24 protein-coding genes and 1 riboswitch are annotated in these 23,763 nt (G+C 67.1%); of the genes, 7 read left to right on the top strand and 17 right to left on the bottom strand.

The genetic code is table 11. The annotated features are described in order from the left end of the window. Window positions 1–37: 37 nt before the first annotated feature. From tal to pgl, 4 genes are read left to right on the top strand one after another with little or no spacing between them, the layout of a single operon-like run. Window positions 38–1,159, top strand: a complete 1,122-nt coding sequence (gene tal, locus ACPXB3_RS02400; protein WP_425702809.1) for a transaldolase — start codon at window positions 38–40, stop codon at window positions 1,157–1,159. 4 nt (window positions 1,160–1,163) lie between these two features. Beyond that, entirely contained in the window at window positions 1,164–2,756 is a 1,593-nt protein-coding gene (gene zwf, locus ACPXB3_RS02395) for a glucose-6-phosphate dehydrogenase (protein ID WP_425702811.1), read from the top strand. Between the two features lie 22 nt (window positions 2,757–2,778). Next, a complete protein-coding gene (locus ACPXB3_RS02390) occupies window positions 2,779–3,696 on the top strand; it encodes a glucose-6-phosphate dehydrogenase assembly protein OpcA (RefSeq protein WP_425702813.1) in 918 nt (305 codons plus the stop codon). After that, window positions 3,693–4,436, top strand: coding sequence for a 6-phosphogluconolactonase (pgl, locus tag ACPXB3_RS02385; RefSeq protein WP_425702815.1), 744 nt, complete (start codon window positions 3,693–3,695; stop codon window positions 4,434–4,436). Before ACPXB3_RS02390 ends, pgl begins: the two co-directional genes overlap by 4 nt. A gap of 24 nt (window positions 4,437–4,460) precedes the next feature. Here pgl and ppc read toward each other — a convergent pair whose 3' ends face one another. The 14 genes from ppc to ACPXB3_RS02315 form a co-directional block, all read right to left on the bottom strand. Next, on the bottom strand, window positions 4,461–7,298 hold the full coding sequence (gene ppc / locus ACPXB3_RS02380; RefSeq protein WP_425702817.1) for a phosphoenolpyruvate carboxylase: 2,838 nt from the start codon (window positions 7,296–7,298) through the stop codon (window positions 4,461–4,463). 150 nt (window positions 7,299–7,448) lie between these two features. Next, on the bottom strand, window positions 7,449–7,688 hold the full coding sequence (gene secG / locus ACPXB3_RS02375) for a preprotein translocase subunit SecG (RefSeq protein ID WP_006370296.1): 240 nt from the start codon (window positions 7,686–7,688) through the stop codon (window positions 7,449–7,451). 140 nt (window positions 7,689–7,828) lie between these two features. Then, the gene (gene tpiA, locus ACPXB3_RS02370; RefSeq protein ID WP_425702948.1) at window positions 7,829–8,617 is read right to left on the bottom strand and encodes a triose-phosphate isomerase; all 789 of its coding nucleotides are present in this window, start codon (window positions 8,615–8,617) and stop codon (window positions 7,829–7,831) included. Further along, window positions 8,611–9,822 (bottom strand): phosphoglycerate kinase, encoded by a 1,212-nt coding sequence (locus tag ACPXB3_RS02365; RefSeq protein ID WP_425726214.1) that lies wholly within the window; start codon window positions 9,820–9,822, stop codon window positions 8,611–8,613. Before ACPXB3_RS02365 ends, tpiA begins: the two co-directional genes overlap by 7 nt. A gap of 33 nt (window positions 9,823–9,855) precedes the next feature. Next, window positions 9,856–10,872, bottom strand: a complete 1,017-nt coding sequence (gene gap, locus ACPXB3_RS02360) for a type I glyceraldehyde-3-phosphate dehydrogenase (RefSeq protein WP_425702821.1) — start codon at window positions 10,870–10,872, stop codon at window positions 9,856–9,858. A 179-nt stretch (window positions 10,873–11,051) separates the two neighbouring features. After that, a complete protein-coding gene (gene whiA / locus ACPXB3_RS02355; protein ID WP_425726416.1) occupies window positions 11,052–12,029 on the bottom strand; it encodes a DNA-binding protein WhiA in 978 nt (325 codons plus the stop codon). 147 nt (window positions 12,030–12,176) lie between these two features. Further along, the gene (locus ACPXB3_RS02350; protein WP_425702823.1) at window positions 12,177–13,181 is read right to left on the bottom strand and encodes a gluconeogenesis factor YvcK family protein; all 1,005 of its coding nucleotides are present in this window, start codon (window positions 13,179–13,181) and stop codon (window positions 12,177–12,179) included. Next, the gene (gene rapZ, locus ACPXB3_RS02345; protein WP_425702825.1) at window positions 13,178–14,095 is read right to left on the bottom strand and encodes an RNase adapter RapZ; all 918 of its coding nucleotides are present in this window, start codon (window positions 14,093–14,095) and stop codon (window positions 13,178–13,180) included. Before rapZ ends, ACPXB3_RS02350 begins: the two co-directional genes overlap by 4 nt. Window positions 14,096–14,142: 47 nt before the next feature. Next, a complete protein-coding gene (uvrC, locus tag ACPXB3_RS02340) occupies window positions 14,143–16,185 on the bottom strand; it encodes an excinuclease ABC subunit UvrC (protein WP_425726212.1) in 2,043 nt (680 codons plus the stop codon). Between the two features lie 10 nt (window positions 16,186–16,195). Continuing rightward, window positions 16,196–17,083, bottom strand: coding sequence for an SAM-dependent methyltransferase (locus ACPXB3_RS02335; RefSeq protein ID WP_425726210.1), 888 nt, complete (start codon window positions 17,081–17,083; stop codon window positions 16,196–16,198). Window positions 17,084–17,092: 9 nt separating this feature from the next. Then, window positions 17,093–17,554: a PH domain-containing protein gene (locus ACPXB3_RS02330; RefSeq protein WP_425702831.1), complete on the bottom strand. Its 462-nt coding sequence runs from the start codon at window positions 17,552–17,554 to the stop codon at window positions 17,093–17,095. 23 nt (window positions 17,555–17,577) lie between these two features. Then, entirely contained in the window at window positions 17,578–18,093 is a 516-nt protein-coding gene (gene ribH, locus ACPXB3_RS02325) for a 6,7-dimethyl-8-ribityllumazine synthase (protein WP_425726208.1), read from the bottom strand. Continuing rightward, entirely contained in the window at window positions 18,090–19,406 is a 1,317-nt protein-coding gene (locus ACPXB3_RS02320; protein ID WP_425702835.1) for a bifunctional 3,4-dihydroxy-2-butanone-4-phosphate synthase/GTP cyclohydrolase II, read from the bottom strand. Before ACPXB3_RS02320 ends, ribH begins: the two co-directional genes overlap by 4 nt. Beyond that, entirely contained in the window at window positions 19,406–20,092 is a 687-nt protein-coding gene (locus tag ACPXB3_RS02315; protein ID WP_425726206.1) for a riboflavin synthase, read from the bottom strand. Before ACPXB3_RS02315 ends, ACPXB3_RS02320 begins: the two co-directional genes overlap by 1 nt. 51 nt (window positions 20,093–20,143) lie before the next feature. Beyond that, a riboswitch (FMN riboswitch) is annotated at window positions 20,144–20,301 on the bottom strand. Between the two features lie 138 nt (window positions 20,302–20,439). Here ACPXB3_RS02315 and ACPXB3_RS02310 point away from each other — a divergent pair. Beyond that, a complete protein-coding gene (locus ACPXB3_RS02310; protein WP_425702839.1) occupies window positions 20,440–20,715 on the top strand; it encodes a lipopolysaccharide assembly protein LapA domain-containing protein in 276 nt (91 codons plus the stop codon). On the opposite strand, the gene ribD is transcribed toward ACPXB3_RS02310, so the two are convergent. Genes ribD through map form a run of 3 tightly spaced genes read right to left on the bottom strand, consistent with a single transcriptional unit; the run spans window position 20,704 to window position 23,236 of the window. Next, on the bottom strand, window positions 20,704–21,750 hold the full coding sequence (ribD, locus tag ACPXB3_RS02305) for a bifunctional diaminohydroxyphosphoribosylaminopyrimidine deaminase/5-amino-6-(5-phosphoribosylamino)uracil reductase RibD (protein WP_425702841.1): 1,047 nt from the start codon (window positions 21,748–21,750) through the stop codon (window positions 20,704–20,706). The two genes, ACPXB3_RS02310 and ribD, sit on opposite strands and share 12 nt — an antisense overlap. Window positions 21,751–21,754: 4 nt before the next feature. Further along, a complete protein-coding gene (rpe, locus tag ACPXB3_RS02300) occupies window positions 21,755–22,432 on the bottom strand; it encodes a ribulose-phosphate 3-epimerase (RefSeq protein ID WP_425702950.1) in 678 nt (225 codons plus the stop codon). 39 nt (window positions 22,433–22,471) lie between these two features. Next, the gene (map, locus tag ACPXB3_RS02295) at window positions 22,472–23,236 is read right to left on the bottom strand and encodes a type I methionyl aminopeptidase (protein WP_425702843.1); all 765 of its coding nucleotides are present in this window, start codon (window positions 23,234–23,236) and stop codon (window positions 22,472–22,474) included. Between the two features lie 104 nt (window positions 23,237–23,340). On the opposite strand from map, the gene ACPXB3_RS02290 reads away from it, so the two are divergent. Beyond that, complete coding sequence (locus ACPXB3_RS02290; protein ID WP_425702844.1) at window positions 23,341–23,607, top strand: helix-turn-helix domain-containing protein; 267 nt, start codon at window positions 23,341–23,343, stop codon at window positions 23,605–23,607. Between the two features lie 13 nt (window positions 23,608–23,620). Then, the gene (locus ACPXB3_RS02285) at window positions 23,621–23,761 is read left to right on the top strand and encodes a hypothetical protein (RefSeq protein ID WP_425702846.1); all 141 of its coding nucleotides are present in this window, start codon (window positions 23,621–23,623) and stop codon (window positions 23,759–23,761) included. Window positions 23,762–23,763: the final 2 nt, after the last annotated feature.

The following is a 23,763-nucleotide window of genomic DNA, read 5'->3' as shown; positions in this document are numbered from 1 at the left end:
CCCACAAGGAGAACGTGATGGAAACCAGGAGAGAACCGTGACCCAGAACGAGAAGCTCGCCGAACTGTCCGCCGCCGGGGTATCGGTGTGGCTGGATGACCTGTCCCGTGACCTGATCGCCTCGGGCGGTCTGCAGGAGGTCATCGACACCAAATCGGTGGTCGGCGTCACCACCAATCCGTCGATCTTTCAGGCGGCACTGTCCAAGGGCAGCGCCTATGACGCACAGGTCAACGAACTCGCCGCACGGGGCGCCGACGTCGACGCCACCATCCGCACGGTGACCACCGACGACGTCCGCAACGCGTGTGACGTGTTGGCGCCGGTGTTCTCGTCGTCGAACGGTGTCGACGGCCGGGTGTCGATCGAGGTCGATCCGCGGCTGGCCCACGACACCGACAAGACGGTCGCCCAGGCGATCGAGCTGTGGAAGATCGTCGACCGGCCCAATGTGCTGATCAAGATCCCTGCCACCGCAGCCGGTCTGCCGGCCATCTCCCGGGTGATCGCCGAGGGCATCAGCGTCAACGTGACCCTGATCTTCTCCGTCGAGCGCTACCGGGGCGTCATGGACGCCTACCTGTCGGGTGTCGAGGCGGCGGCACAGGCCGGTCACGATGTGTCGAAGATCCACTCGGTCGCCTCGTTCTTCGTCTCGCGCGTCGACACCGAGGTCGACAAGCGGCTCGATGCCATCGGCACGACCGACGCCACCGAGCGCAAGGGTAAGGCCGCACTGGCGAATGCCCGGCTGGCCTACGCGGCCTATCAGGAGATCTTCGAGGTCGAACCGCGCTTCCAGGGGCTCAGTGCCAAGGGCGCCAACGCGCAGCGGCCGCTGTGGGCCTCGACCGGCACCAAGAACGCCGACTACCCCGACACGCTCTACGTCAGCGAGCTCGTCGCCCCGAATACGGTCAACACCATGCCCGGCAAGACGATGGACGCCTTCGCCGATCACGGCTGGGTCAACAACTCCTCGATCGTCGGAACCGCGGCGGCTTCCCAGCAGACCTTCGACGCGATCTCGGCGGCCGGCGTCGACATCACGGACGTGTTCGTGGTCCTCGAGGACGAGGGCGTGAGCAAGTTCGAGGATTCATGGAACGAGTTGCTCACCGCCACCGCCGAACAGCTCGACGCGGCAAAGAAGGCGTGAGCCGGTGCCCACCGGACCAGCGAAATGGCGTAATCCCCTTCGTGATCCGCGGGACAAGCGGCTGCTGCGCATCGCCGGGCCGTGCAGTCTGGTCATCTTCGGCGTCACCGGTGACCTGGCCCGCAAGAAGCTGATGCCGGCGGTCTACGACCTGGCCAACCGCGGGTTGTTGCCGCCGTCGTTCGCCCTCGTCGGATTCGCCCGCCGCGACTGGGATGACGACGACTTCGCCACCGTCATCCACGACGCGGTGCGCCAGCACGCACGTACCGGATTCCGGGAAGAGGTGTGGGAACGTCTCGCCGAGGGTTTCCGCTTCGTCCAGGGTTCCTTCGATGACGACGATGCGTTCGCGCGACTGAAGGCGACGCTCACCGATCTCGACAACGAGCGCGGCACCGACGGCAATTACGCCTTCTACCTGTCGATCCCGCCGAAGGCGTTTCCGACGGTGTGTGAGCAACTCGAGCGAAGTGGTCTGGCCGCAGGCGGGGCGAACAGAACCGGCATCGGGGGCCGAGCGAGCGCGCCGGTGTCCGGTCAGCCCGAGGACCACTGGCGGCGCGTGGTCATCGAGAAGCCGTTCGGCCACGACCTGGAGTCGGCCAAGGAGCTCAACGCCATCGTCAACGCCGTCTTCCCGGAGTCGTCGGTGTTCCGCATCGACCACTACCTGGGCAAGGAGACGGTCCAGAACATCTTGGCGTTGCGATTCGCCAATCAGCTCTTCGATCCGCTGTGGAGTTCGCATTACGTCGATCACGTGCAGATCACCATGGCCGAGGATATCGGTCTCGGTGGGCGCGCCGGCTATTACGACGGGATCGGCGCCGCCCGTGATGTCATCCAGAACCATCTGCTGCAGTTGATGGCGCTGGTGGCGATGGAGGAGCCGATCTCCTTCGAGCCCAAGCAGTTACAGGCCGAGAAGATCAAGGTGCTCGCGGCGACCAGCAACATTCTGCCGATCGAGGAGAACACCGCACGCGGCCAGTACGGTCCCGGATGGCAGGGCAGCGAGAAGGTGCCCGGTCTCAAGGACGAAGAGGGCTTTGCCGCCGATTCCACCACCGAGACATACGCGGCGATCGCGCTCGAGGTCGACTCACGGCGCTGGGCAGGCGTGCCCTTTTACCTCCGCACCGGAAAGCGCCTGGGCCGCCGGGTCACCGAGATCGCGCTGGTGTTCAAGCGGGCGCCACATCTGCCGTTCGACAAGACGATGACCGAGGAGCTGTCGCAGAACGCCTTGGTGATCCGGATTCAGCCCGACGAGGGCATCACCTTGCGGTTCGGCTCCAAGGTACCGGCCTCGAGTATGGAGGTCCGTGACGTCAACATGGACTTCAGCTACGGCACGGCCTTCACCGAGGCGTCTCCCGAGGCCTATGAGCGTCTCATTCTCGACGTACTCCTCGGCGAGCCGTCACTGTTCCCGGTGAACGACGAGGTCGAATTGTCTTGGGAGATACTCGATCCCGTTCTCGACAGCTGGGCGCAATCGGGGAAGCCCGACATCTATGAGGCGGGCACGTGGGGCCCGAAGTCGGCCGACGACATGATGGACCGGACCGGACGCGCCTGGCGGCGTCCGTGAGTTCGGCCGCGAGAGGACACCGATGATCATCGACATGCCCGAGACCTCGACCAATCACGTCGCCAAGAAGATGGTCGAGCTCCGCGAATCCGGCGGCGCCATCAGCCTCGGACGAGTGCTGACCCTGGTGGTGGTGGCCGAACACGGCGAGCCTACCGAGGCCGCGATCGAGGCCGCGATCGGCGCCAGCAGTGAGCATCCCAGTCGCGTCATCGTGCTGGCGTGTGGATCCCGCAAGAGTGAGTCGCTGCTGAACGCCCAGATCCGGGTCGGCGGTGACGCAGGCGCATCGGAAGTGGTGATCCTGTCGATGTCTGGTCCGTTGGCCGATCAGCCGCACAGTGTGGTCACACCGTTCCTGCTGCCCGATTGTCCGATCGTGGTGTGGTGGCCGGGTGCGGCGCCGGAGAACCCGGCCGCCGACCCGATGGGTCGGATCAGTCGCCGCCGCATTCTCGATGCCAGCAAATCCACTCACCCCGACAGCGTGCTCGAGCGCCGCTTGGCGACCTACTCCCCCGGCGACTCCGATCTGGCCTGGACCCAGATCACGCATTGGCGGGCGCTCATCGCGTCGGCCGTCGATCGCCCGCCGCACACCGCGATTCAGTCGGTGGTGGTCACCGGGCCGGCTCAGTCGCCCGGCATCGAATTGCTCGCGGGGTGGCTGCACTCGGCGCTGGGCGTGCCGACGACCCGTTCCATCGGCAGTTTCGAGGTGCGTCTGCTCCGCGAGCACGGTGCGACGGTGCTGTCCATCGACCAGAACGGCAATGCGGTGATCTCCGTACCCGGTAAACCCGACGGCCGGGTAGCGATGACCAATCGTGATCTGCCGGTTTACCTCGCCGAGGAGCTACGTCGTCTCGATACCGATGAGGTGTACGAGCAGGCCTTGCGTGGCGCGGTCGAACTGAGCCGAGAGGGGCAACCTGCATGACCCCGCAGACACTGGTTTTCGAGGACAAGAAGACGCTGATCGACACGGCGGCCCGCCGCTTCGTCGACGTCATCGGTGCCGCCCAACGGGACCGGGGCGTGGCGTCGGTGGTGCTGACCGGCGGCAGCAACGGGATCGCGATTCTGGCGGCGCTGGCCGCCGACAGTGGCGGCATCGACTGGTCGAAGGTCGACATCTATTGGGGCGACGACCGATTCGTGCCGGCCGACGATCCCGAGCGCAACTACGGACAAGCGTGTGCGGCCCTACTCGACCACGTTCCGATCGATCCGGCTCGAGTTCATCCGATGGCGCCCTCGGACGGCGAGTACGGCGACCACATCGATGCGGCCGCCGCCTCCTACGCGGCAACGCTCCTCGCGCATGCCGGTGACGACATCACGCCGTATTTCGATATCCATCTGCTCGGAATGGGCGGTGAAGGGCACATCAATTCCCTGTTCCCGCACACATCCGCGACGGCCGAGACCGAAAAATCCGTTGTCGCAGTTCGGGACTCACCAAAACCCCCACCCCGACGGATCACCCTGACGCTACCGGTCGTCAACCGCAGCACCGCCGTCTGGTTTCTCGTCGCCGGTGCAGACAAGGCCGAGGCGGTGGCCGCGGCCCACGCGGGCGCCGATCCGTCCGACTGGCCGTGTGCGGGCGCGCACGGCACCGCGGAGACGATCTGGTTTCTCGACCGGGCGGCGGCGGCGTCACTGCCACAGGGCTGATCGGACCGCCCGGCCGGTTTGCGTCTACCCGCTGTTGCGCAGCGCGGTGGCCAGACCGTTCATGGTGAGTTGGATGCCGCGGCGGAGGCGGGGCGAGTCGTCACCGGCACGGAAGCGGCGCAGCAACTCGACCTGCAGCAGATTCAGCGGCTCGAGGTACGGGAAGCGGTTGTAGACCGATCGCTTGAGCGCCGGGTTGTCGGCGAGCAGATCGTTGGTCCCGGTGATCGCCGCGTACATCGCGATGGTGCGCTCGTGCTCGACGGCGATCATGCCGAAGACCTTGTCGCGCAACGTCTCATCGGGGACGAGCTGGGCGTAACGATGCGCCAGCCCCATGTCGGACTTGGCAAGGACCTGGGCCATGTTGGACATGACGGTGCGGAAGAACGGCCACTTCTCGTAATACCGTTGCAGGATGGCCAGTCGCGCCTCGTCGTCACCGATCCATTGCGCAAACGCGGCACCGGTGCCGTACCAGCCCGGCAGCATCACACGAGACTGGGTCCACGACAGCACCCATGGGATGGCACGGAGGTCGGAGATCTTCTCGGTCTGCTTACGCGAGGCCGGACGGCTGCCGATGTTGAGCGCGCCGATCTCCGACAGCGGAGTCGAGGTGGTGAAGTACTCGACGAAACCCGGTGTGTCGTGCACGAGCTCGCTGTAGGCCGCCCGCGCGAGCGCGGCGATCTCGTCCATGTGGGTGTAGGCGTCCGCGGAGTCCTCGCCGAGGCCCTCGACGTCGAGCAACGACGATTCGATCGTCGCCGCGAGCAGCGTTTCCAGGTTGCGTTCGGCGCTGACCGGCTCGGCATACTTGGCCGCGATGATCTCGCCCTGCTCGGTGATACGCAGTGACCCCTGCACCGCTCCCGGCGGCTGGGCCAGGATCGCGTCATAGCTCGGTCCGCCGCCGCGTCCGACGGTGCCGCCACGGCCATGGAAGAGCCGCAATCGGATTCCGGCCTTCGTCGCCGCCTCCACCAGGTCGAGCTCGCCGCGATACAGCGCCCAGTTGGCGGCCATGTACCCGCCGTCCTTGTTGGAATCGGAGTAGCCGAGCATGACCTCCTGCATGCCCGACTGTGCGTCCACCAGGCCGCGGTACAACGGGATGTCCAGTGCGGCCAGGAGCGTTTCCGCGCCCTGCTGCAGGTCCTCGATCGTCTCGAACAGTGGGACGATGCGCACGGTCGAGGTGAGTGCGCCGGCCGCACCGTCCAGGTCGATCAGGCCCGCCTCCTTGAGCAGGATCATCGGCTCGAGCATGTCCGAGACCGACGTACACATGCTGATGATGTAGTTGGGCACCGACTCGGGACCGAATCGTGCCACTGCGGTCGCGGCCGCACGCACGATGTTCAGTTCTTTGGTTGCCAAGTCGGAGAGCGTGGCGTCGGACCGGGTCAACGGTCGCCGCGCGGCGAGCTCCCGGGTCAGGATCTCGACGCGGGCATCCTCGTCGAGTGAACGGTAGTCCGGGTGCACCCCGGCCCACGCCAGTAGTTCGGCGATGACCTCCTCGTGGACATCGGAGTTCTGTCGCATGTCCAGCCCAGACAGATGGAACCCGAAGGTGCGCACTGCTTCTCGTAGCGCCAGCAACCGGTCGTCGGCAATGATGTCGTCGCGGGCCGCTCGCAGCCCGCCATCGATGATGTCGAGGTCGACCAGCAGTTCGTCGGCCGTGGCGTACGGGGGCGCACCGTCGAGCAGGAACAGATCCGAGGTCTTCATGACCTCCTCGCCGAAGTGGCCGGTCGCGGTGGCCACCAGTCGGGAACGGATGTGACGCAACGCCAACCGGAACGCCTCGTCGGCAGCCGGGTCGTCGCGCGGCACTCCGGCGAGATCGAAGAGCGCGTCCGAAGGCGACATCAACCGGGTCGACATGCTCAGTTCCTGCCCGAGTTTCTCCAGTTCGGACAAGTGGTGACCGATCGCGGTCCGCGCCGCGAGAGTCGTTGCGAGTTCGACGACCTCGTCGGTGACGAACGGATTGCCGTCACGATCGCCGCCGATCCAGGAACCCATCCGCAGCATCGGCTCGTCGGCCAGACCCGCATCCGGGTAGGCGTGCCGCAGCGCCGCCCGCACCGAGGTGTTGATCTTGGGCACGACCTCGAAGAAGGAAGCGTCGTAGTATCGCAGCCCGGTCCGGATCTCGTCCTGGATGGTCAGCCGCTCGAGACGGATCAGCGCGGTCTGCCACAGCGTGAGGATCTGCCGCCGGATGCCTTCGGTGACGTCGGCTTGTTCGTCCGGGGTCAGCTCGGTGCGTGCACGGAACCGCATGAGCTCGGTGATGCGGTTCTGTGCGTCGAACACCGAGCGGCGCCGGGTCTCGGTCGGGTGGGCGGTGATGACCGGCACCACTGTGGCGTCGGCAAGGGCACGGCCGACCTCATCGTCATCGAGCACCGCGGCCGCGAGTTTGCCGTACGTGGCCGCCAGGCTGCTGTCCTGCGGCGGGTCACTGGCGCGGACGTGAATCATCCGCCGCCGTTCGCGATGGATGTCCTCGGCGAGATTGGCCAGCAGCGCAAAGTTGCTGAAGGCCCGGATGATCGGCATCACCACGGCGATGTCGAGGTCGACGAAGAGATCGGCCAGCTCGTCCCGGTCGATCTCGGCCCGGCGAATCCGGAACGCCGCGACGCGCGCGGTTTCCACCAGATCGAAGACCGCAGACCCGGAGTGCTCACGCACCATGTCGCCGAGAATCCCGCCGAGTAGGCGGATGTCCTCGCGCAACGGCTCGGTCAGGGCACGGCCCTCGTCGTCGACGGCGATGTGACCGACGATCGAAACCGAGGGACGCCAGTCCGGGGCACCGTGTGAGGGATCGGATGAGCTCATGGTTTCAGTATCCCGGCTCGATGCCACAGTGGCATCTCGGACACACTTATCCGGGCAACCGGCCGGCCACCGGCGCCGACGGTAGGGGCAACTCGGCCCGGCACTGCCGAAGCGGTGCCGGGCCGATGGCGCAGGTACGTCGCGAAGAGATCAGGCGGACAACTTGATGTCGACGCCGATGCCGATGATGAAGATGAACCACACCAGGCCGACGAAGATCGTCAGCCGGTCCAGGTTGCGCTCGACGACGCTCGAACCGGACAGACTCGACTGCACGCCGCCGCCGAACAGCGACGACAGCCCGCCGCCCTTGCCCCGGTGCAGCAGTACCAGGATCACCAGCAGCACGCTGGTGATGATCAGGCCGATGTCCAGCACTGTTTCGAGCACGAGAAGCAGATCCTTGTCGGTCGGGGGCGGTATGCGGCGCGATCTTCGGATGCGTGGCCGCGCATACAGGTCGGGCCGGGGGATCCCTCCGCGGGGAGAATCCGACCGGCCCGACCAGTGTACGCGTCAGTCAGGCGGGCTCAGGGCAGGGGTCCGCCGGCGGCGATCGCCGACAAGGTGGCGAACTCGTCGGCCTTGAGCGACGCGCCTCCGACGAGCGCACCGTCGACGTCGGACTGGCCGACGATCTCACCGACGTTCTTGGAACTCACCGAACCCCCGTAGAGAATGCGCACCGACGCCGCGGTGGCCTCGTCGGCGATCTCCGACAGCGCCGAGCGCACCGCCGAGCACACCTCCTGGGCATCGCCGGCACTTGCGACGCGGCCGGTGCCGATGGCCCACACCGGTTCATAGGCGATGACCACCTTGCCGATCTGCTCCGCCGACAGCCCCGCCAGCGAACCCTTGAGCTGGGTCACGTTGTGGGCGACGTGCTCGCCGGATTCGCGTACGTCGAGACCCTCACCGATACAGACGATCGGAGTCAGACCGTGCTTGAGCGCAGCCTTGGTCTTGGCCAGCACGGTCTCATCGGTCTCGGCGTGCAGTGTGCGCCGCTCGGAGTGGCCGACGACGACGAAGGTGCAGCCGAGTTTGGCCAGGAAGGCACCGCTGATCTCGCCGGTGTAGGCGCCCGAGTCGTGTTCGGACAGATCCTGGGCGCCGTAGGTCAGCAGCAGTTTGTCGCCGTCGATGACGGTCTGCACCGAGCGGATGTCGGTGAACGGCGGCAGCACCGCCACGTCGACCTTCTCGAAGTACTTCGCGGGCAAGGCGAAGGCGATCTTCTGGACGAGGGCGATGGCCTCGAGGTGATTGAGGTTGCACTTCCAGTTGCCCGCGATGAGCGGTTTACGACTCATGATTCCAGCACCTTCAACCCGGGCAGTTCCTTGCCCTCGAGAAATTCCAGCGACGCCCCGCCGCCGGTGGAGATGTGCGAGAAGTCCGAGTCCGGCAAGCCGAGTGTGCGCACCGCTGCGGCCGAGTCCCCGCCGCCGACGACGGTGAAGGCGCCCGAGCGGGTGGCCCCGGCGATCGCCTCGGCGACTCCCTTGGTGCCTGCGGAGAACTTCGGGAACTCGAACACGCCGGACGGTCCGTTCCAGAAGATCGTCTTGGCACCGGAGAGCAGCGCCGCGAATCGCGCAACCGATTCCGGGCCGATGTCGAGGCCCATCCATCCGTCCGGGATCGCGTCGGCGGCGACGGTCTGCGAGTCGGCGTCGGCGGCGAACTTGTCGGCCACAACCACATCGACGGGCAGCCGGATGACGTCACCGAATCGTTCCAGCAGATTCTTGCAGACCTCGATCTGGTCTGCCTGCAGCAGCGAGGTGCCCACGCCGTGGCCCTGTGCGGCCAGGAAGGTGAAGGCCATGCCGCCGCCGATCACCAGGGTGTCGACCTTGGGCGCGAGGGCCTCGATGACACCGAGCTTGTCGGACACCTTCGACCCGCCGAGGACCACCGCATACGGACTGTCCGGGTTCTCGGTCAGCGTGGAGAGCACCTTGACCTCGGCTGCCACCAATTCACCCGCGTAGTGCGGGAGCAACTTGGCGACGTCATAGACCGAGGCCTGCTTGCGGTGCACCACCCCGAACCCGTCGGAGACGAAGGCACCGTCGGAGCCGACGAGCTCGACGAACGCCTTCGCGAGGGCCTCCCGCTCGGCGTCGTCCTTGGACGTCTCGCGCGGATCGAACCGGACGTTCTCCAGCAGGAGGACGTCACCGTCGGTGAGCCCCTCGGCGCGCGCCAGCGCATCGGTGCCGACGACGTCACCGGCAAGCTGGACGTTGCGGCCCAGTTCGGCGGAGAGCCGCTCGGCGACCGGGGCCAGCGAATACTTCGCGTCCGGTTCGCCCTTCGGCCGGCCGAGATGCGCGGTGATGATCACCTTGGCGCCCGCGTCGATCAGTGCGTTCAGCGTCGGCAGCGAGGCCACGATGCGGCCCGGATCGGTGATCGTCGACCCGTCGAGCGGGACGTTGAAATCCGATCGAACCAACACACCGCGGCCCGAAACGCCTTCGTCGAGAAGGTCTTTCAGAGTGGGTACACCCATTGCAGCGTTGCTCCGTATTCTCCGGTCAGATCCTCAGAGGGACTTGCCGACCAGGCCGGTGAGGTCGACGAGACGGTTGGAGTAGCCCCACTCGTTGTCGTACCAGGACACGGCCTTGACCTGATTGCCGATGACCTTGGTCAGACCGGCGTCGAAGAGTGAGCTGTGCGGGTCGGTGACGATGTCGCTGGAGACGATCGGCGCGTCGTAGTACTTCAGGATGCCCTTGAGGGGTCCCTCCGCCGCCGCCTTCATCGCTGCGTTGATCTCGTCGGCGGTGGCCGTCTTCTCGAGGATGGCGGTCAGGTCGGTCACCGAGCCGGTCGGGATCGGCACACGCAGGGCGTAGCCGTCGAGCTTGCCCTTGAGCTCCGGGAGCACCAGGCCGATGGCCTTGGCGGCACCGGTGGAGGTCGGCACCACGTTGATCGCGGCGGCGCGGGCGCGGCGCAGATCCTTGTGCGGGCCATCCTGCAGATTCTGGTCCTGGGTGTAGGCGTGCACAGTCGTCATCAGGCCGGAGACGATGCCGAACTCGTCGTTGAGGACCTTTGCGAACGGTCCGAGGCAGTTGGTGGTGCACGACGCGTTGGAGATGATGTTCTGGCTGCCGTCGTACTTGTCGTCGTTGACGCCCATCACGATCGTGATGTCCTCGTCGGTGGCCGGGGCGGAGATGATGACCTTCTTCGCACCCGCATCGAGGTGGCCCTTGGCCTTGGCTGCGTTGGTGAAGATGCCGGTCGACTCGACGACGACATCGACGCCGAGGTCGCCCCAGGGCAGCGCCGCCGGGCCTTCCCTGACCTCGAGCGCCTTGATGCGCTGATCGCCGACGACGATGAAATCGCCGTCGAGAGAGACCTCCTGGGGCAGACGTCCCAGGATCGAGTCGAACTTCAGCAGATGGGCCAGGGTGGCGTTGTCGGTCAGATCGTTGACGGCGACGATCTCGATGTCGGTGGTACCCAATGCCTTTTGCGCTTCGATGGCGCGGAAGAAGTTACGGCCGATACGGCCGAATCCGTTGACGCCTACCCGAACAGTCACTGGTGTGCTCCTTAGCGGTTGTCTCGGCGCTGGGACGGATGTCCGCACCGCTCCTTCTCGGTCGGTCGGCTCGTGGCCGACCGGGGTCCCCTCAGCCTAGTGGGCCCCTTGATGGGGGGCAGCGCGATGGGTCTCCTTCGGTGGCCGGTCCGGCCCGCACGTCCGGCCGGCCGCGGTTCTCACGCCTCGTCGAGCAGATCGGAGGTGACCGCCGACTCGGTGTCCGGGAGGCCCTCGGCGTGTGCCTTTTTGTCCGCGGTCGAGAGCAGTCGACGAATACGGCCGGCGACGGCATCTTTGGTCATCGGCGGATCGGCGAGCTGACCGAGCTCCTCCAGCGATGCCTGCCGGTGCATGACGCGCAGATGCCCGGCCGCGGCCAGATGATCGGGGACCTCCTCGCCGAGAATCTCCAATGCGCGTTCGACGCGTGCAGCCGCCGCGACCGCGGCCCGCGCCGAGCGGCGCAGGTTCGCGTCGTCGAAGTTGGCGAGCCGATTGGCCGTCGCCCGGACCTCACGGCGCATCCGCCGTTCCTCCCAGACCAGCCGGGTGTCCTGGGCGCCCATCCGGGTCAGCAGTGCCCCGATGGCCTCACCGTCACGGATGACCACCCGATCGGCGCCGCGCACCTCGCGGGCCTTCGCCGAGACACCGAACCGACGCGCCGCGCCGACGAGGGCGAGCGCCGATTCCGGTCCGGGACAGCTGACCTCGAGGGCCGAGGACCGGCCGGGTTCGGTGAGCGATCCGTGGGCGAGGAAGGCGCCCCGCCAGGCGGCCTCGGCGTCGGCGATGCTGCCGCCGACCACCTGCGCGGGCAGACCGCGGACCGGACGGCCGCGCAGATCCAGCAGGCCGGTCTGGCGGGCGAGCCCCTCACCGTCGGTGGCGACCCGCACGATGTAGCGCGCCGACTTGCGCAGCCCGCCGCCGCGGAGCACATGCACCTCGGAGGTGTAGCCGTAGAGGTCATGGATCTCGCGGCGCAACCGGCGCGCCACATTCCCCATGTCGACCTCGGCCTCGACGACCACCCGGCCGGCCACGATGTGCAGACCGCCCGCGAATCGCAGGAGCGCCGACACCTCGGCCTTACGTGGGCTCACCTGCGTCACGGCGAGTCGACTCAGTTCGTCCTTCACCGCCGCGGTCATCGCCACCGGTCCCTGTCCTCCTGTCATTACCGGGTCCTCCTACCCTCTGTGGACCCGCTACCTGTCACCGGCACCATACGAGCCGCCACTCCCCACCTGCGCTGATCGTCGGCCTCCCCTGCGCGCGCCCAACCACGTCGGGTCAGCCTAACGGGTCCGTTCACCAGAGCACAGTTGCTCGACGAGGCCCGCCACCTTGGCCGGGTCGTGAACGTGACGTCCGGGCACCGCGAGATCGCCGATCTCCAGCGAGGCGCCGAACATTCCGGCCGCCCGTTCGAGGTGTTCGCGCTCCCGGCCCGCAGGCACCGACGACTCGTCGACGACGACATGGTCGATCGCGAAGGTGTCGGCGTGCGCATGTAGGACATGCAGGTGCCGTTCCACCGAGAATCCCGGGGTCTCGCCCGGTTCCGGTGCCAGGTTCACGATCAGGATCTTGCGGGAAGTGCTGCGCTGCAACGCCTCGAACAGACCGGGCACCAAGACATGCGGGATGACGCTGGAGAACCAGGAGCCCGGGCCCAGCACCACCAGATCGGCCTCGTCGATGGCGGAGATCACCGGCTCACAGGCGGGCGGCTCCGGCGGTAACAGCCGCACCCGACGGACCTTACCCGGGGTCGTGGCGACGGCGACCTGTCCACGGATGACGCGAGAGATCCGCGGATCGGATTCGAGCCCCGACACGTCGGCCTCGATCTCCAGTGGCACCGACGACATGGGCAGCACCCGGCCCTGCACGTCGAAGACCCGCATCAACTCGTCGAGCGCCGCCACCGGATCACCGAGGACCTCCGTCAGCCCGGCCAGCAACAGATTGCCGACCGGATGTCCGGCCAGTGCGCCGTAGCCACCGAACCGATGCTGCAACGTCTGTGCCCACAGTTCATGGCGCCGGCGATCGGCGTCGGGATCGGCTCGCGCCGACAACCCGTCGAGTGCGGCGGGCGCACACATCAACGCCGCCATCGCCATTCGCAGATCGCCCGGCGGGATGACGCCGAGCTCCGATCGCAGCCGGCCCGAGGAACCGCCGTCGTCGGCGACCGTGACGACCGCCGTGACATGTGCGCTCAGGTAGCGCATCGCGGTCAGCGTCGCATACAGGCCGTGTCCGCCACCGAGTGCGGCGATCCGCGGGGCACTCATTCGCGCCCCAGATCCCGGTGCATGACCCGGACGTCATACCGGGCGGCGCCGGCGTCGTCGGCGTCGGCGCGGAGTCGGCGGGCGAGTTCTTCGGAAATGGCGACGCTGCGGTGTTTACCACCGGTGCACCCGATGCTGACGGTCATGTACCGCTTGCCTTCTCGGAGATAGCCCTTGCTCACGACGCTGATCAGTTCGGCGTAGAGATCGACGAATCGGCCGGCGTCCTCGCGTCCCAGAACGTAGTCACGTACCGGCGCGTCGCGTCCGTTGAGTTCACGCAGATCGGCCACCCAGTAGGGATTGGGCAGAAACCGCACGTCGGCGACGAGGTCCGAATCGATCGGCAGCCCGTATTTGAAGCCGAAGGACTGTACCGCGACACTCAGACGTGAATTCGCATCACGCGGGTACGAATCCTCCACCACCGCACGAAGTTTCGCCACCGTCAGTGACGAGGTCTCCACCACGAGGTCAGCGGAATCCTTGATGGGGGCAAGGATGACGCGTTCCCGCGCGATCCCCTCGACCAGGGTTTCGCTGCCCTGCAACGGGTGCCGTCGGCGCACCTGCTCGAATCGCCGCACCAGTACCTGATCACTGGCATCGAGGAACAGCAACCGGGTCTGGATGCCGGTCGCCTCCAATTGGGCTCGCAACGAACGTAATTCATCACCCAGAGTTGCATCGGAGGCCCGCAGCACCATCGCCAGCCGCAGGATCGGCGGATCGCTTCCGGCGACGAGGTCGACCATGGTGGAGATCAATGCGGTCGGCACGTTGTCGGCGACGTACCAGCCGTCGTCCTCCAGGACATTGGCCACGGTGGACCGACCGGCACCGGACATCCCCGCGACGAAGAGCACCACCAGACCGTCCACGCGATCGTCCCCCGCTGTGCGCTCACCCTTCATTCTGCCTCCGCCCGTCCCGGTCCCGTCTGCCTCGCCCTCGCGCACTGTCATGATCGGCCCGCCGTGACGTTCTCGCCGGTGCCTGCCGTCGAACCCCCTTCGGCCGCCGAACTCTCTTCGGCGGCCGGGTCGTTCGGATCCGGGTTCGCCGCGACGGCCAATGCATCATGGACGATCCGGGCGGTGCCCGGGCCGATCCCGGGAACCCCCGCGATGTCCTCGACCGAGGCCTCGCGCAGCCGCGCCACCGACCCGAAGTGGGTGACCAGCGCGGTGCGGCGGGACCGGCCCAGGCCGGGCACGCCGTCGAGGGCGGATTCGGTCATGCGCTTGCTTCGCTTGCTGCGGTGGAAGGTGATCGCGAAGCGATGCGCCTCGTCGCGCACCCGCTGGAGCAAGAACAGCGCCTCGCTCGAGCGTGGCAGGATCACCGGTTCATCGTCACCTGGCACCCAGATCTCCTCGAGGCGTTTGGCCAATCCGATCACGGCGACGTCGGTGACGCCGAGTTCGTCGAGTACGGTGGCCGCCGCATGTACCTGGGGCGCACCTCCGTCGACGACGAAAAGATTCGGCGGGTAGGCGAATCGACGCGGCTTCTTGGTCTCCGGGTCGACGACCTGGGCCGCCACCCCTTCCTCGGCATCGGCGCGATGACGCAGGAATCGGCGGCGGGTCACCTCCGCGATGGAGCCGACGTCGTCGGATCGTCCACCGCCGGCGGCCTCGCGGATCGAATAGTGCCGGTAGTCGGATTTGCGTGGCAGGCCATCCTCGAAGACCACCAACGACGCGACCACGTCGGTGCCCTGCACGTGGGAGATGTCGACGCATTCGATGCGCAATGGGGCCTGGTCGAGGCCGAGCCCCTCCTGTAGCCCGGTCAGTGCCGCCGAGCGGGTGGTCAGGTCGCCGGCCCGCCGCAACTTGTGCCGGGTCAATGCTTCGCCGGCATTGCGGGCCACGGTCTCGAAGAGCGCCTTCTTGTCTCCCCGCTGCGGCACCCGAAGGCTGACCTTGCTCCCGCGCAGTTCGGAGAGGAATTCGGCGAGCTCCTCGTGATCGGCGGGCAATGCCGGGACCAGGACCTCCCGGGGGACCGACTCGGCACCGACGCGATCTGCCCCGACGTCGATCGTCGCGTCGAGATCGACCTGGGTGCCGTAGAACTGGGTGAGGAACTGACCGACCTGCTCGCCGATGTCGGTGTCGTCGGATTTCTCCACGACCCACCCGCGTTCGCCGCGCACCCGGCCATCGCGCACATGGAAGATCTGTACCGACACCTCGAGTTCATCACCGGCCATCGCGATGATGTCGGCGTCGGTGCCGTCGCCGAGGACGACCGCCTGCTTTTCCATCGCTCGCTTCATCGCCGACAGGTCATCACGCAGCCGGGCGGCCCGCTCGAAGTCGAGTTCTGCTGCCGCCGAGGCCATGTCGCGTTCGAGTCGTTTCATCATCTGATCTGTGCGCCCGGCCAGGAAGTCACAGAAGTCGTCGACGATCTCCCGGTGCTCGGCTGCGCTGACCCGGCCGATACACGGCGCCGCACACTTGTCGATGTAGCCGAGCAGGCACGGACGGTCGATCTGCCCATGGCGTTTGAAGACCCCGTTGGAGCAGGTGCGCGCCGGAAAGACCCGAGTGAGCAGATCGACGGTCTCGCGGATCGCCCAGGCATGTGAATACGGACCGAAGTAGCGCACCCCACGACGCCGCGGACCCCGGTAGACGAACAGCCGCGGATACTCCTCGTTGAGGGTGACCGCGAGCATCGGGTAGCTCTTGTCGTCGCGATAGCGGACGTTGAACCGCGGGTCGAACTCCTTGATCCAGTTGTATTCGAGTTGCAGCGCCTCGACCTCGGTACCGACGACCGTCCATTCCACCGATGCCGCGGTGGTGACCATCTGGCGGGTCCGCGGATGCAGCGACGAGATGTCGGCGAAGTAGGACGTCAGCCGCGAGCGCAGATTCTTGGCCTTGCCGACGTAGATGACCCGACCGTGGACGTCGCGGAATTTGTACACCCCGGGATCGGTGGGGATCGTCCCCGCAGCGGGACGGTATGTACTCGGGTCGGCCACGCACCCCAGGCTAGTCGGCGACCCCGACGGACACCGATCCGTACCGTGCGGCGAGCAGGTTCGACCCGGTCCGGCTTGCGATCGTGGCGCCGGTGCGCGGCGCGCAGACGTCACGGCCATACGCCGCGAGTACCGCCGCCGCGTCGGTGCGCTCGCAGGTCCAGCCGGTGCCGGTGAGACGCTCGACGATGCCGGGGTCGGGATGCCAGAGCTTTGCCACGTCGGCATATGGGTCGCGCGCCGGCCGCGCGCGACCACTGCGCACCGTCGCACCGAGGCGCGAGCCGCTGACCGAGGCCGAGCCGATTGTGTCGATCACCCGCCACACGGCCTCGGGAGCCAGATAGGCCAGGAGTCCCTCGGCGAGCCAGCAAATGGGCGCGTCGGTGGTCACCCCCGCCGACGACAGCGCCGGCCACCACTCCGCGGTGAGGTCGGCCGCCACGACCCGTCGGGTACCGGTCGGCGCGAGTCCGTGCTCGGCCACCAGCGACTCCTTGACATCGATCACTGCCGGCCGGTCGAGTTCGACGACGAGCGAGTCGGTCCCGAGATCGAGCCGGAACGCGCGGGCATCCAGACCGGATCCGAGGATCACGAACTGCCGCACACCGTCGGCCGCGGCGCGCCGGCACAGCTCATCGAAAAACAGTGTGCGCGCGACGATCCAGTGGTACATCCCGCGACGAGCCCGATCCCCCGTCCCAGAGTCTCCCGGCCCGGAGTCCCCCGTCCCGGAGTCGGCAGTCGGCGTCGAGGCGACGTCCTCGCCCTCGGCCGCCGAGAACAGGGCCGAGGCCAGCGGGTCCTGGAAGAGCGCATCGGCCCGGCCGGATTCACGTGCACGTAGGTAGGCGACGCCCAGCGCGGTCCGTCCCAGGGCATCGAGGTCGGTCAACGACGCCGCCTAGCGAGCTCGGCGATGGCGTTGTTCGATCTGGCGATATCTTTCCATCGCCTCGATCGCGCGTTCGCCGTCGGCGGCCTGGACGGCCAGGACCGGGATGTGTTCGTCGTGCGGCAACTCGAGTTGGCCCCCGAAGCCCTTGTCCGGGTACGAGAGTCCGCGAACCTCGTCCCAGGTGAAAAACCGTTCGGTGGCGAGATTGCGCACCGCCACTCCTCGCGCACCGACCCGCAGCCGCGGACGGGTGAGCAGCATCACCGCACCGGCGATGACGACGCCGAGCGCGATGATGGCCGCCTGATCGGACCAGCCGATGTTGTCCGGACCGGTGTTGGAGATGGTGAGCAGAAGACCGAACGTGACGTGGATGATGAGCACCACCACCGCGACCGCGACCGCGATGATCACCAGTCGACGCGAACGGTAGTCCAGATCCCACTCGGTGGGCTTGTCGTCGCTCACCGGCGTCTCCGGTCGCACCTTGCTCACGACGCGGTTGCGGTCGCCACCGAGCCCGGTTGCGTGTCGCCGCGACTCAGGGCCCGAAGTGTGAGGGCCGACGCCAGCGCGGCGGTCATGGCCTGCGCACCCTTGTCCTCCTTGGACTCCGGGAGACCTGCCCGGTCCAGTGCCTGCTGCTCGGTGAACGTGGTCAGCACGCCGTTGCCGACGGGCGTGGACTCGTCGAGCGATACCCGCGTCAGCCCGGTGGTGACCGCATCGCACACGTAGTCGAAGTGCGGGGTCTCGCCCTTGATGACCACTCCGAGGGCGACCACGGCGTCGTGTGTCCGGGCGAGTGCCTGCACGATCACGGGCAGTTCGATGGCACCGGCCACCTGCACGATCGTCGGTGCGGTGAGGCCATGATCGGCGGCCGCGCGCACTGCCCCGTCGAGGAGTGCCCGACAGATGGTGGCGTGCCATTGTGAGGAGACGATCGCCACCCGCAGCGTTCCCGCGTCGCTCAGCTCGAGGGTGGGTTCACCGTGTCCACTCATGCAGGTCCTCCATCTCCGGCTGCCGAGTCCAAGGTGTCCGGACCGTCCCAGTTCTCCAGTCCGGCGAGGTCGTGTCCCATTCGGTCACGCTTGGTCCGCAGATATCGCAAATTCTCCTTGTTGGCGCGCACCGGCATCGGCACGCGCTCCACGATATGCAATCCGTATCCGTCGAGTCCCACCCGCTTGGCCGGATTGTTGGTCAGCAACCGCATCGAGGTCACCCCCAGGTCGACCAGGATCTGCGCACCCAGCCCGTAATCGCGGGAATCGGCGGGCAACCCGAGCTGCAGATTGGCGTCGACGGTGTCCGAGCCGGCGTCCTGGAGCTGATATGCCTGCAGCTTGTGCAGTAGGCCGATGCCGCGGCCCTCGTGACCGCGCATGTAGAGCACGATCCCACGGCCCTCGGCGGCGACCAGCTCCATGGCGGCATCGAGCTGAGGTCCGCAGTCGCAGCGCAGCGAACCGAAGACATCACCGGTGAGGCATTCGGAATGCACGCGCACCAGAACGTCACTGCCGGTCCCGTCCGCCCCCGCGATGTCGCCCATCACCAGCGCGACATGCTCGACGTCGTCGTGGATGCTGGTGTAGCCGACAGCCCGGAAATCGCCGTGCCGGGTAGGGATTCGGGCATCGGCGACCCGCACGACATGCTTCTCGTGGCGGCGCCGCCAGGCAATGAGATCGGCGATGGAGATGAGGGCAAGATCGTGCTCGTCGGCGAAGACGCGCAGCTCGTCGGTCTGGGCCATCGAGCCGACATCCTTCTGCGACACCACTTCGCAGATCACACCGGCCGGGGCGAGCCCGGCCAACCGCGCCAGATCGACGGCGGCCTCGGTGTGGCCGGGGCGGCGCAGCACACCACCCTCCTTGGCGCGCAACGGAACCACATGACCGGGTCGCGTGAAGTCGCCGGCGCTGCTCGCCGGATCGGCCAGCAACCGCATCGTCGTCGCGCGGTCGGAGGCACTGATGCCGGTACCGATGCCCTCCCGGGCGTCGACGGTGACCGTATACGCGGTGCCGTGTTTGTCCTGGTTCATCGAGTACATCGGCGGCAACCCGAGCCGGTCGCAGTCATCACCGGCCAGCGGCACGCATAAGTATCCGGAGGTGTAACGCACCATGAACGCCACCAACTCCGGGGTGGCCATCTCGGCGGCGAAGATCAGATCGCCCTCGTTCTCGCGATCTTCATCGTCGACCACGACGACGGCCTTTCCGGCCGCGATGTCGGCAATGGCGCGCTCGACGGTGTCGAGAGGCACTCGCACACGTGGGGTTTCACTCGTCGTCTCGCTCATCACTTCACCTCTGCTGCGCCGGACACCCCGGCGGTCGAATTATGTGTGTTCTGGGTGGCCGCGGCGCTCCGGGTGGCCTGCAGGCGCTCGACGTATTTGGCGAGGACGTCGACCTCGAGGTTGACCACCGACCCGACCGCCGCCGCGCCGAGGTTGGTCTCCTGCAATGTGGTGGGAATCAGCGAGATCTCGAACCACTCGCCCGCTTCGTACCCGGCGCCGGGTGGATCCGACCCGATGGCCGAAACCGTAAGGGAGACACCGTCGACGGTGATCGAACCCTTCTCCACGAGATAGCGACTCAATTCGGGCGCCACGCCGATTCGTACGACCGTCCAGTTCTGTGACGGCGTCACCGACACGATGGTCCCGGTGCCATCGACGTGGCCCTGCACGATGTGCCCGCCGAAGCGGCCGTCGGCGCGCATGGCGCGTTCGAGATTCACCGGACTTCCGGGCCCGAGACGGTCGAGGGAACTGCGACGGAGCGTTTCGGCCATCACATCGACCGTGAACTGCTGCTGGTCGAATTCGACGACTGTCAGACAGACGCCATTCACCGCGATCGAATCGCCGAAGCCGGCGTCGGAAGTGACCCGGGGGCCACGAATGGTGAGTCGGGCCGCGTCGACGAGATCATCCCGTCCGACAATGGTGCCCAGTTCTTCGACAATTCCCGTGAACATCCGCTACCTCCTGTCGTGCTCGCTCGGAGCAGACAGGACGGCGCGTCACCGTCTTGTTCTCTCGCATCCGGACTGTGACCGTCGGCTCCGGGTTCACACCGGAATCTGCTGACCCCGTCCCATCGGACAGGCGCTCGCGGGCTCGATGCGCCGTTTCAAGCGTCACCATCACCGCCGGTGGGGAATTGCACCCCGCCCCGAGAACGTACATATCGAAGTTAGCACGGCATAAGCGGGTCAACCAGTACAGCGGTCCGGTTACCGATGGTGACGTACGTCGCTGGGATAGGATTCGCCCACACTCTGCCTCCGGCACCGGAGCGCATCTGACGAAAGGCGACGCCACCATGGCCGACAAGGCAACACCTGGGCGGTCCACAGGGAGCCGCCGCAGCGTCGGCGACGTCGCCCTCGGATTGCTCAAGCGCTTTTGGCTCCCACTGATCCTGGTGGTCGCCGCCATCATCTTCATCGCCCAGAACACCCAGCACGTACAGGTGCGATTCCTGGTCTTCTCGATCGGCTCGTGGCAGTGGCTGATCATCACCGTGGTGGCGGTCGGCGGTCTCATCGCCGGCTGGGTGCTGGGCCGCAACGGCGCGCGCAAGGGCTCACGGCAATAGCCGAGTGGTCTGGGCGCGGATCAGCACGTCGGGACCGATCTGCTCCACGCCCGCCAACCGCATGTCGGCGGCATCGGTGAGCGTGATGGCTCCCACGCGTTCGACTGCCGACGGCCCGGCTCCCAGCACCTTCGGTGCGACGTAGGACTCCATCTCGTCGACCAGCCCGGCGTCGAGGAAGGCACCGATGATGCCCGGCCCACCCTCCACCAGCACCCACGTGGCCTCGGGAAGTGCCGCGAGCACGTCCGCCGGATCGTGGCTGCTGACGTGCCGGAACTCGGACACAGCGGCATCGCGGATCCGGGCGGTTGCGGGAATGGCACGCTCCCCCATGGCGATCCGGACAGGCTGACGTTCGTGCAGGCTGCCGTCGGGTCGGCGGGCAGTCAGCGCCGGATCGTCGGTCAGCACGGTACCGGTGCCGACGATGATGGCGTCGAGTTCGGCGCGCTGCCGATGTACCCGGGCCCGTGCCTGCGGACCGGTGATCCACTGACTCGTGCCGTCCGGCGCGGCGATCCGGCCGTCGAGGGTGGCCGCGATCTTCACGGTGACCAGAGGCCGGCCGTAGCGCTGCCGAAAGAGCCAGCCGCGCAACGGCCCGCGGCGCGCGCCGTCCGCACCGATCCCCGCGATCACCTCGACACCGGCATCGCGCAGGCGATCGGCCCCGCCGGATGCGGTCGGATCGGGGTCGCCGACCGCGTACACCACCCGGCCCACGCCCGCGTCGATCAGGGCATCCGCACACGGTCCGGTCCGGCCGGTGTGATTGCAGGGTTCGAGTGTGACGACGGCAGTCGCCCCCCGCGCCGCGGCACCGGCTGCGCGCAACGCCTCGATCTCGGCGTGCGCCCCACCGGCCCGCTGCGTATGACCACGGGCGATCTCGGATCCGTCCGGCGCGATCAGGAGCGCCCCGACCGCCGGATTCGGAGTCGAAAGCCCAAGCGCCCCACGTGATTCGGCGATCGCCTCGCGCATCGCCGCGAGTAGGGACGGCTCGTCGCCGAGGTCTTCGTGGCGAGTCATCACCTCAGTGCGCGTGCGCGCGTGCGGCGGCGGCCTTCGCCCGCAGTGCGGCCACTGCTGCGCCCGCGTCCTGCGCTCCGTACACCGCGGACCCGGCGACGAAGCAATCGACACCGGCCTCGGCGGCCTCGGCGATGGTGCCGTCGTGGATGCCGCCATCGATCTCGACGAGCAGTCGCAACTCGCCGGCATCGACGATCTTGCGGATCGCGCGGACCTTGTCGAGTACCTCGGGCATGAACTTCTGGCCCCCGAAACCCGGTTCGACACTCATCACGAGCAGGGTGTCGAAGTCGCGGAGGATCTCCAGATACGGGTCGAGCGGCGTACCCGGTTTGATCGCCAGCCCCGCCTTGGCTCCGGCCGACCGAAGATCCCTGGCGACGGCGATCGGGTCATCGGTGGCCTCGGCATGGAATGTGACGTTGTGGGCACCGGCCTCGGCGTACGGCGGTGCCCAGCGCGCCGGGTTCTCGATCATCAGGTGGCAGTCGAGCGGGATGTCGGTGGCCTTGAGCAGGCTCTCGACGATGGGCAGCCCCAGGGTCAGATTCGGCACGAAGTGGGCATCCATCACGTCGACGTGCAGCCAGTCCGCGCGCGCGGGTCCCGGCCCGGAGACCGCGGCCGCCTCGGCGGCGAGGTTGGCGAAATCGGCCGAGAGGATCGAGGGCGCGATCATCGGGGCAGTCGGGGAACTCATGGCAGACAACCCTACTAGTCACGTTGTGGTGAGAATGCGTGGTCCGTCGTCGGTGATCGCGATCGTGTGCTCGGTATGTGCGCCGGGCTGACCGTCCGCGAGGCGCAGCGTCCAGCCATCGGGGTCGACGACCAGCTCGTCGGTACCCAGTCCCCACCACGGTTCGAGGGCCAGGGTCATGCCCGCCTTCAGCCGCATCCCCCGTCCGGGGCGGCCACGATTGGGGATGTGCGGATCCTCGTGCATGGTCCGGCCGAGTCCATGACCCCCGAAGTCGGTGTTGACCCGATAGCCCTCGGCGTCGGCCACCTCACCGATCGCGGCCGAGATATCACCGAGCCGCCCACCCGGCACCGCCGCCCCGATCCCGGCAGCCAGGGCGCGGCGGGTGGACTCGATCAGCGCGCTCACCCGTTCGCGGGGTTCACCGATCTGCACGGTGATCGCAGCGTCGGCCACCCACCCGTCGATGGACACCGCCAGGTCCATCGTGAGAACGTCGCCGTCGGCGAGTACGTGCTCGCGCGGAAGACCATGCAGCACAGCGTCGTTCACCGAAAGGCAGATCACATTGCGAAATGGGCCGCGGCCGAACGACGGTGAATAGTCCCAGTAGCAGGACACCGCACCGCGTTCCTCGAGCATCCGCCGGGCACGGGCTTCGAGCGTCAGCAGGTCCACCCCCGGCTCTGCTTGCGCACCCAGGGTCGCCAAGACCTCGGCGACGAACCGGCCGGTGACCGCCATCTTCTCGATCTCCGCCGGGGACTTCAGTTCGATCATGCACACTCCGATCAGAGCAAGTTACGATATTTCTCAATACCCGATATTTCTCAATACCCGGTATTTTTATACCCGGTATTTTTATACCACGGTATACTTATACCATGGTGCGTGTTCCACTGTCCCCAGAGCAGATCGATGCCGGCCGCCGGCTCGGTGCCCTCCTGCGATCGTCTCGCGCCGGGCAAGATCCCGAAACCGTTGCCCGCCAGGCACGTATCTCACCGGAGACGCTGCGCAAGATCGAGGTCGGCCGGATTCCCAGCCCGAGTTTCGGCACCGTGGTCGCGATCTGTGACGCCATCGGTCTGCCGATCACCGAGGCCGTCGACGTCTGGCGCACATCGGCGGCCGACGACGTCGCCGTCTGAACCCGGGTCAACCATGACCGAGAACTCCCACGCATGCGGCCCGCTCGCCCGATCCCATCCCGCACGTGAGATGGCCGAATCCTTCGGCGCCAGGTTCGAGGAATGGGATTCCTTCGGCCGGACATTCGACATCGTCGTCTCGGCGCAGACCTGACG

Source organism: Gordonia sp. DT219 (assembly GCF_049847065.1).
Classification (GTDB): Bacteria; Actinomycetota; Actinomycetes; order Mycobacteriales; family Mycobacteriaceae; genus Gordonia.
The sequence above is the reverse complement of the archived record's forward strand: the minus strand, read 5'-3'. Positions and strand labels throughout refer to the sequence as shown.

What these genes read in the sequence shown, in the direction of transcription:
- ACPXB3_RS02390 (WP_425702813.1), top strand. Translation starts at nt 2,779, where the DNA reads ATGATCATCGACATGCCCGAGACCTCGACCAATCACGTCGCCAAGAAG.
- pgl (WP_425702815.1), top strand. Translation starts at nt 3,693, where the DNA reads ATGACCCCGCAGACACTGGTTTTCGAGGACAAGAAGACGCTGATCGAC.
- ppc (WP_425702817.1), bottom strand. Translation starts at nt 7,298, where the DNA reads ATGAGCTCATCCGATCCCTCACACGGTGCCCCGGACTGGCGTCCCTCG.
- ACPXB3_RS02365 (WP_425726214.1), bottom strand. Translation starts at nt 9,822, where the DNA reads ATGGGTGTACCCACTCTGAAAGACCTTCTCGACGAAGGCGTTTCGGGC.
- whiA (WP_425726416.1), bottom strand. Translation starts at nt 12,029, where the DNA reads ATGACCGCGGCGGTGAAGGACGAACTGAGTCGACTCGCCGTGACGCAG.
- ACPXB3_RS02350 (WP_425702823.1), bottom strand. Translation starts at nt 13,181, where the DNA reads ATGAGTGCCCCGCGGATCGCCGCACTCGGTGGCGGACACGGCCTGTAT.
- rapZ (WP_425702825.1), bottom strand. Translation starts at nt 14,095, where the DNA reads ATGAAGGGTGAGCGCACAGCGGGGGACGATCGCGTGGACGGTCTGGTG.
- ribH (WP_425726208.1), bottom strand. Translation starts at nt 18,093, where the DNA reads ATGAGTGGACACGGTGAACCCACCCTCGAGCTGAGCGACGCGGGAACG.
- ACPXB3_RS02320 (WP_425702835.1), bottom strand. Translation starts at nt 19,406, where the DNA reads ATGAGCGAGACGACGAGTGAAACCCCACGTGTGCGAGTGCCTCTCGAC.
- ACPXB3_RS02315 (WP_425726206.1), bottom strand. Translation starts at nt 20,092, where the DNA reads ATGTTCACGGGAATTGTCGAAGAACTGGGCACCATTGTCGGACGGGAT.
- ACPXB3_RS02310 (WP_425702839.1), top strand. Translation starts at nt 20,440, where the DNA reads ATGGCCGACAAGGCAACACCTGGGCGGTCCACAGGGAGCCGCCGCAGC.
- ribD (WP_425702841.1), bottom strand. Translation starts at nt 21,750, where the DNA reads ATGACTCGCCACGAAGACCTCGGCGACGAGCCGTCCCTACTCGCGGCG.
- rpe (WP_425702950.1), bottom strand. Translation starts at nt 22,432, where the DNA reads ATGATCGCGCCCTCGATCCTCTCGGCCGATTTCGCCAACCTCGCCGCC.
- map (WP_425702843.1), bottom strand. Translation starts at nt 23,236, where the DNA reads ATGATCGAACTGAAGTCCCCGGCGGAGATCGAGAAGATGGCGGTCACC.
- ACPXB3_RS02290 (WP_425702844.1), top strand. Translation starts at nt 23,341, where the DNA reads ATGGTGCGTGTTCCACTGTCCCCAGAGCAGATCGATGCCGGCCGCCGG.
- ACPXB3_RS02285 (WP_425702846.1), top strand. Translation starts at nt 23,621, where the DNA reads ATGACCGAGAACTCCCACGCATGCGGCCCGCTCGCCCGATCCCATCCC.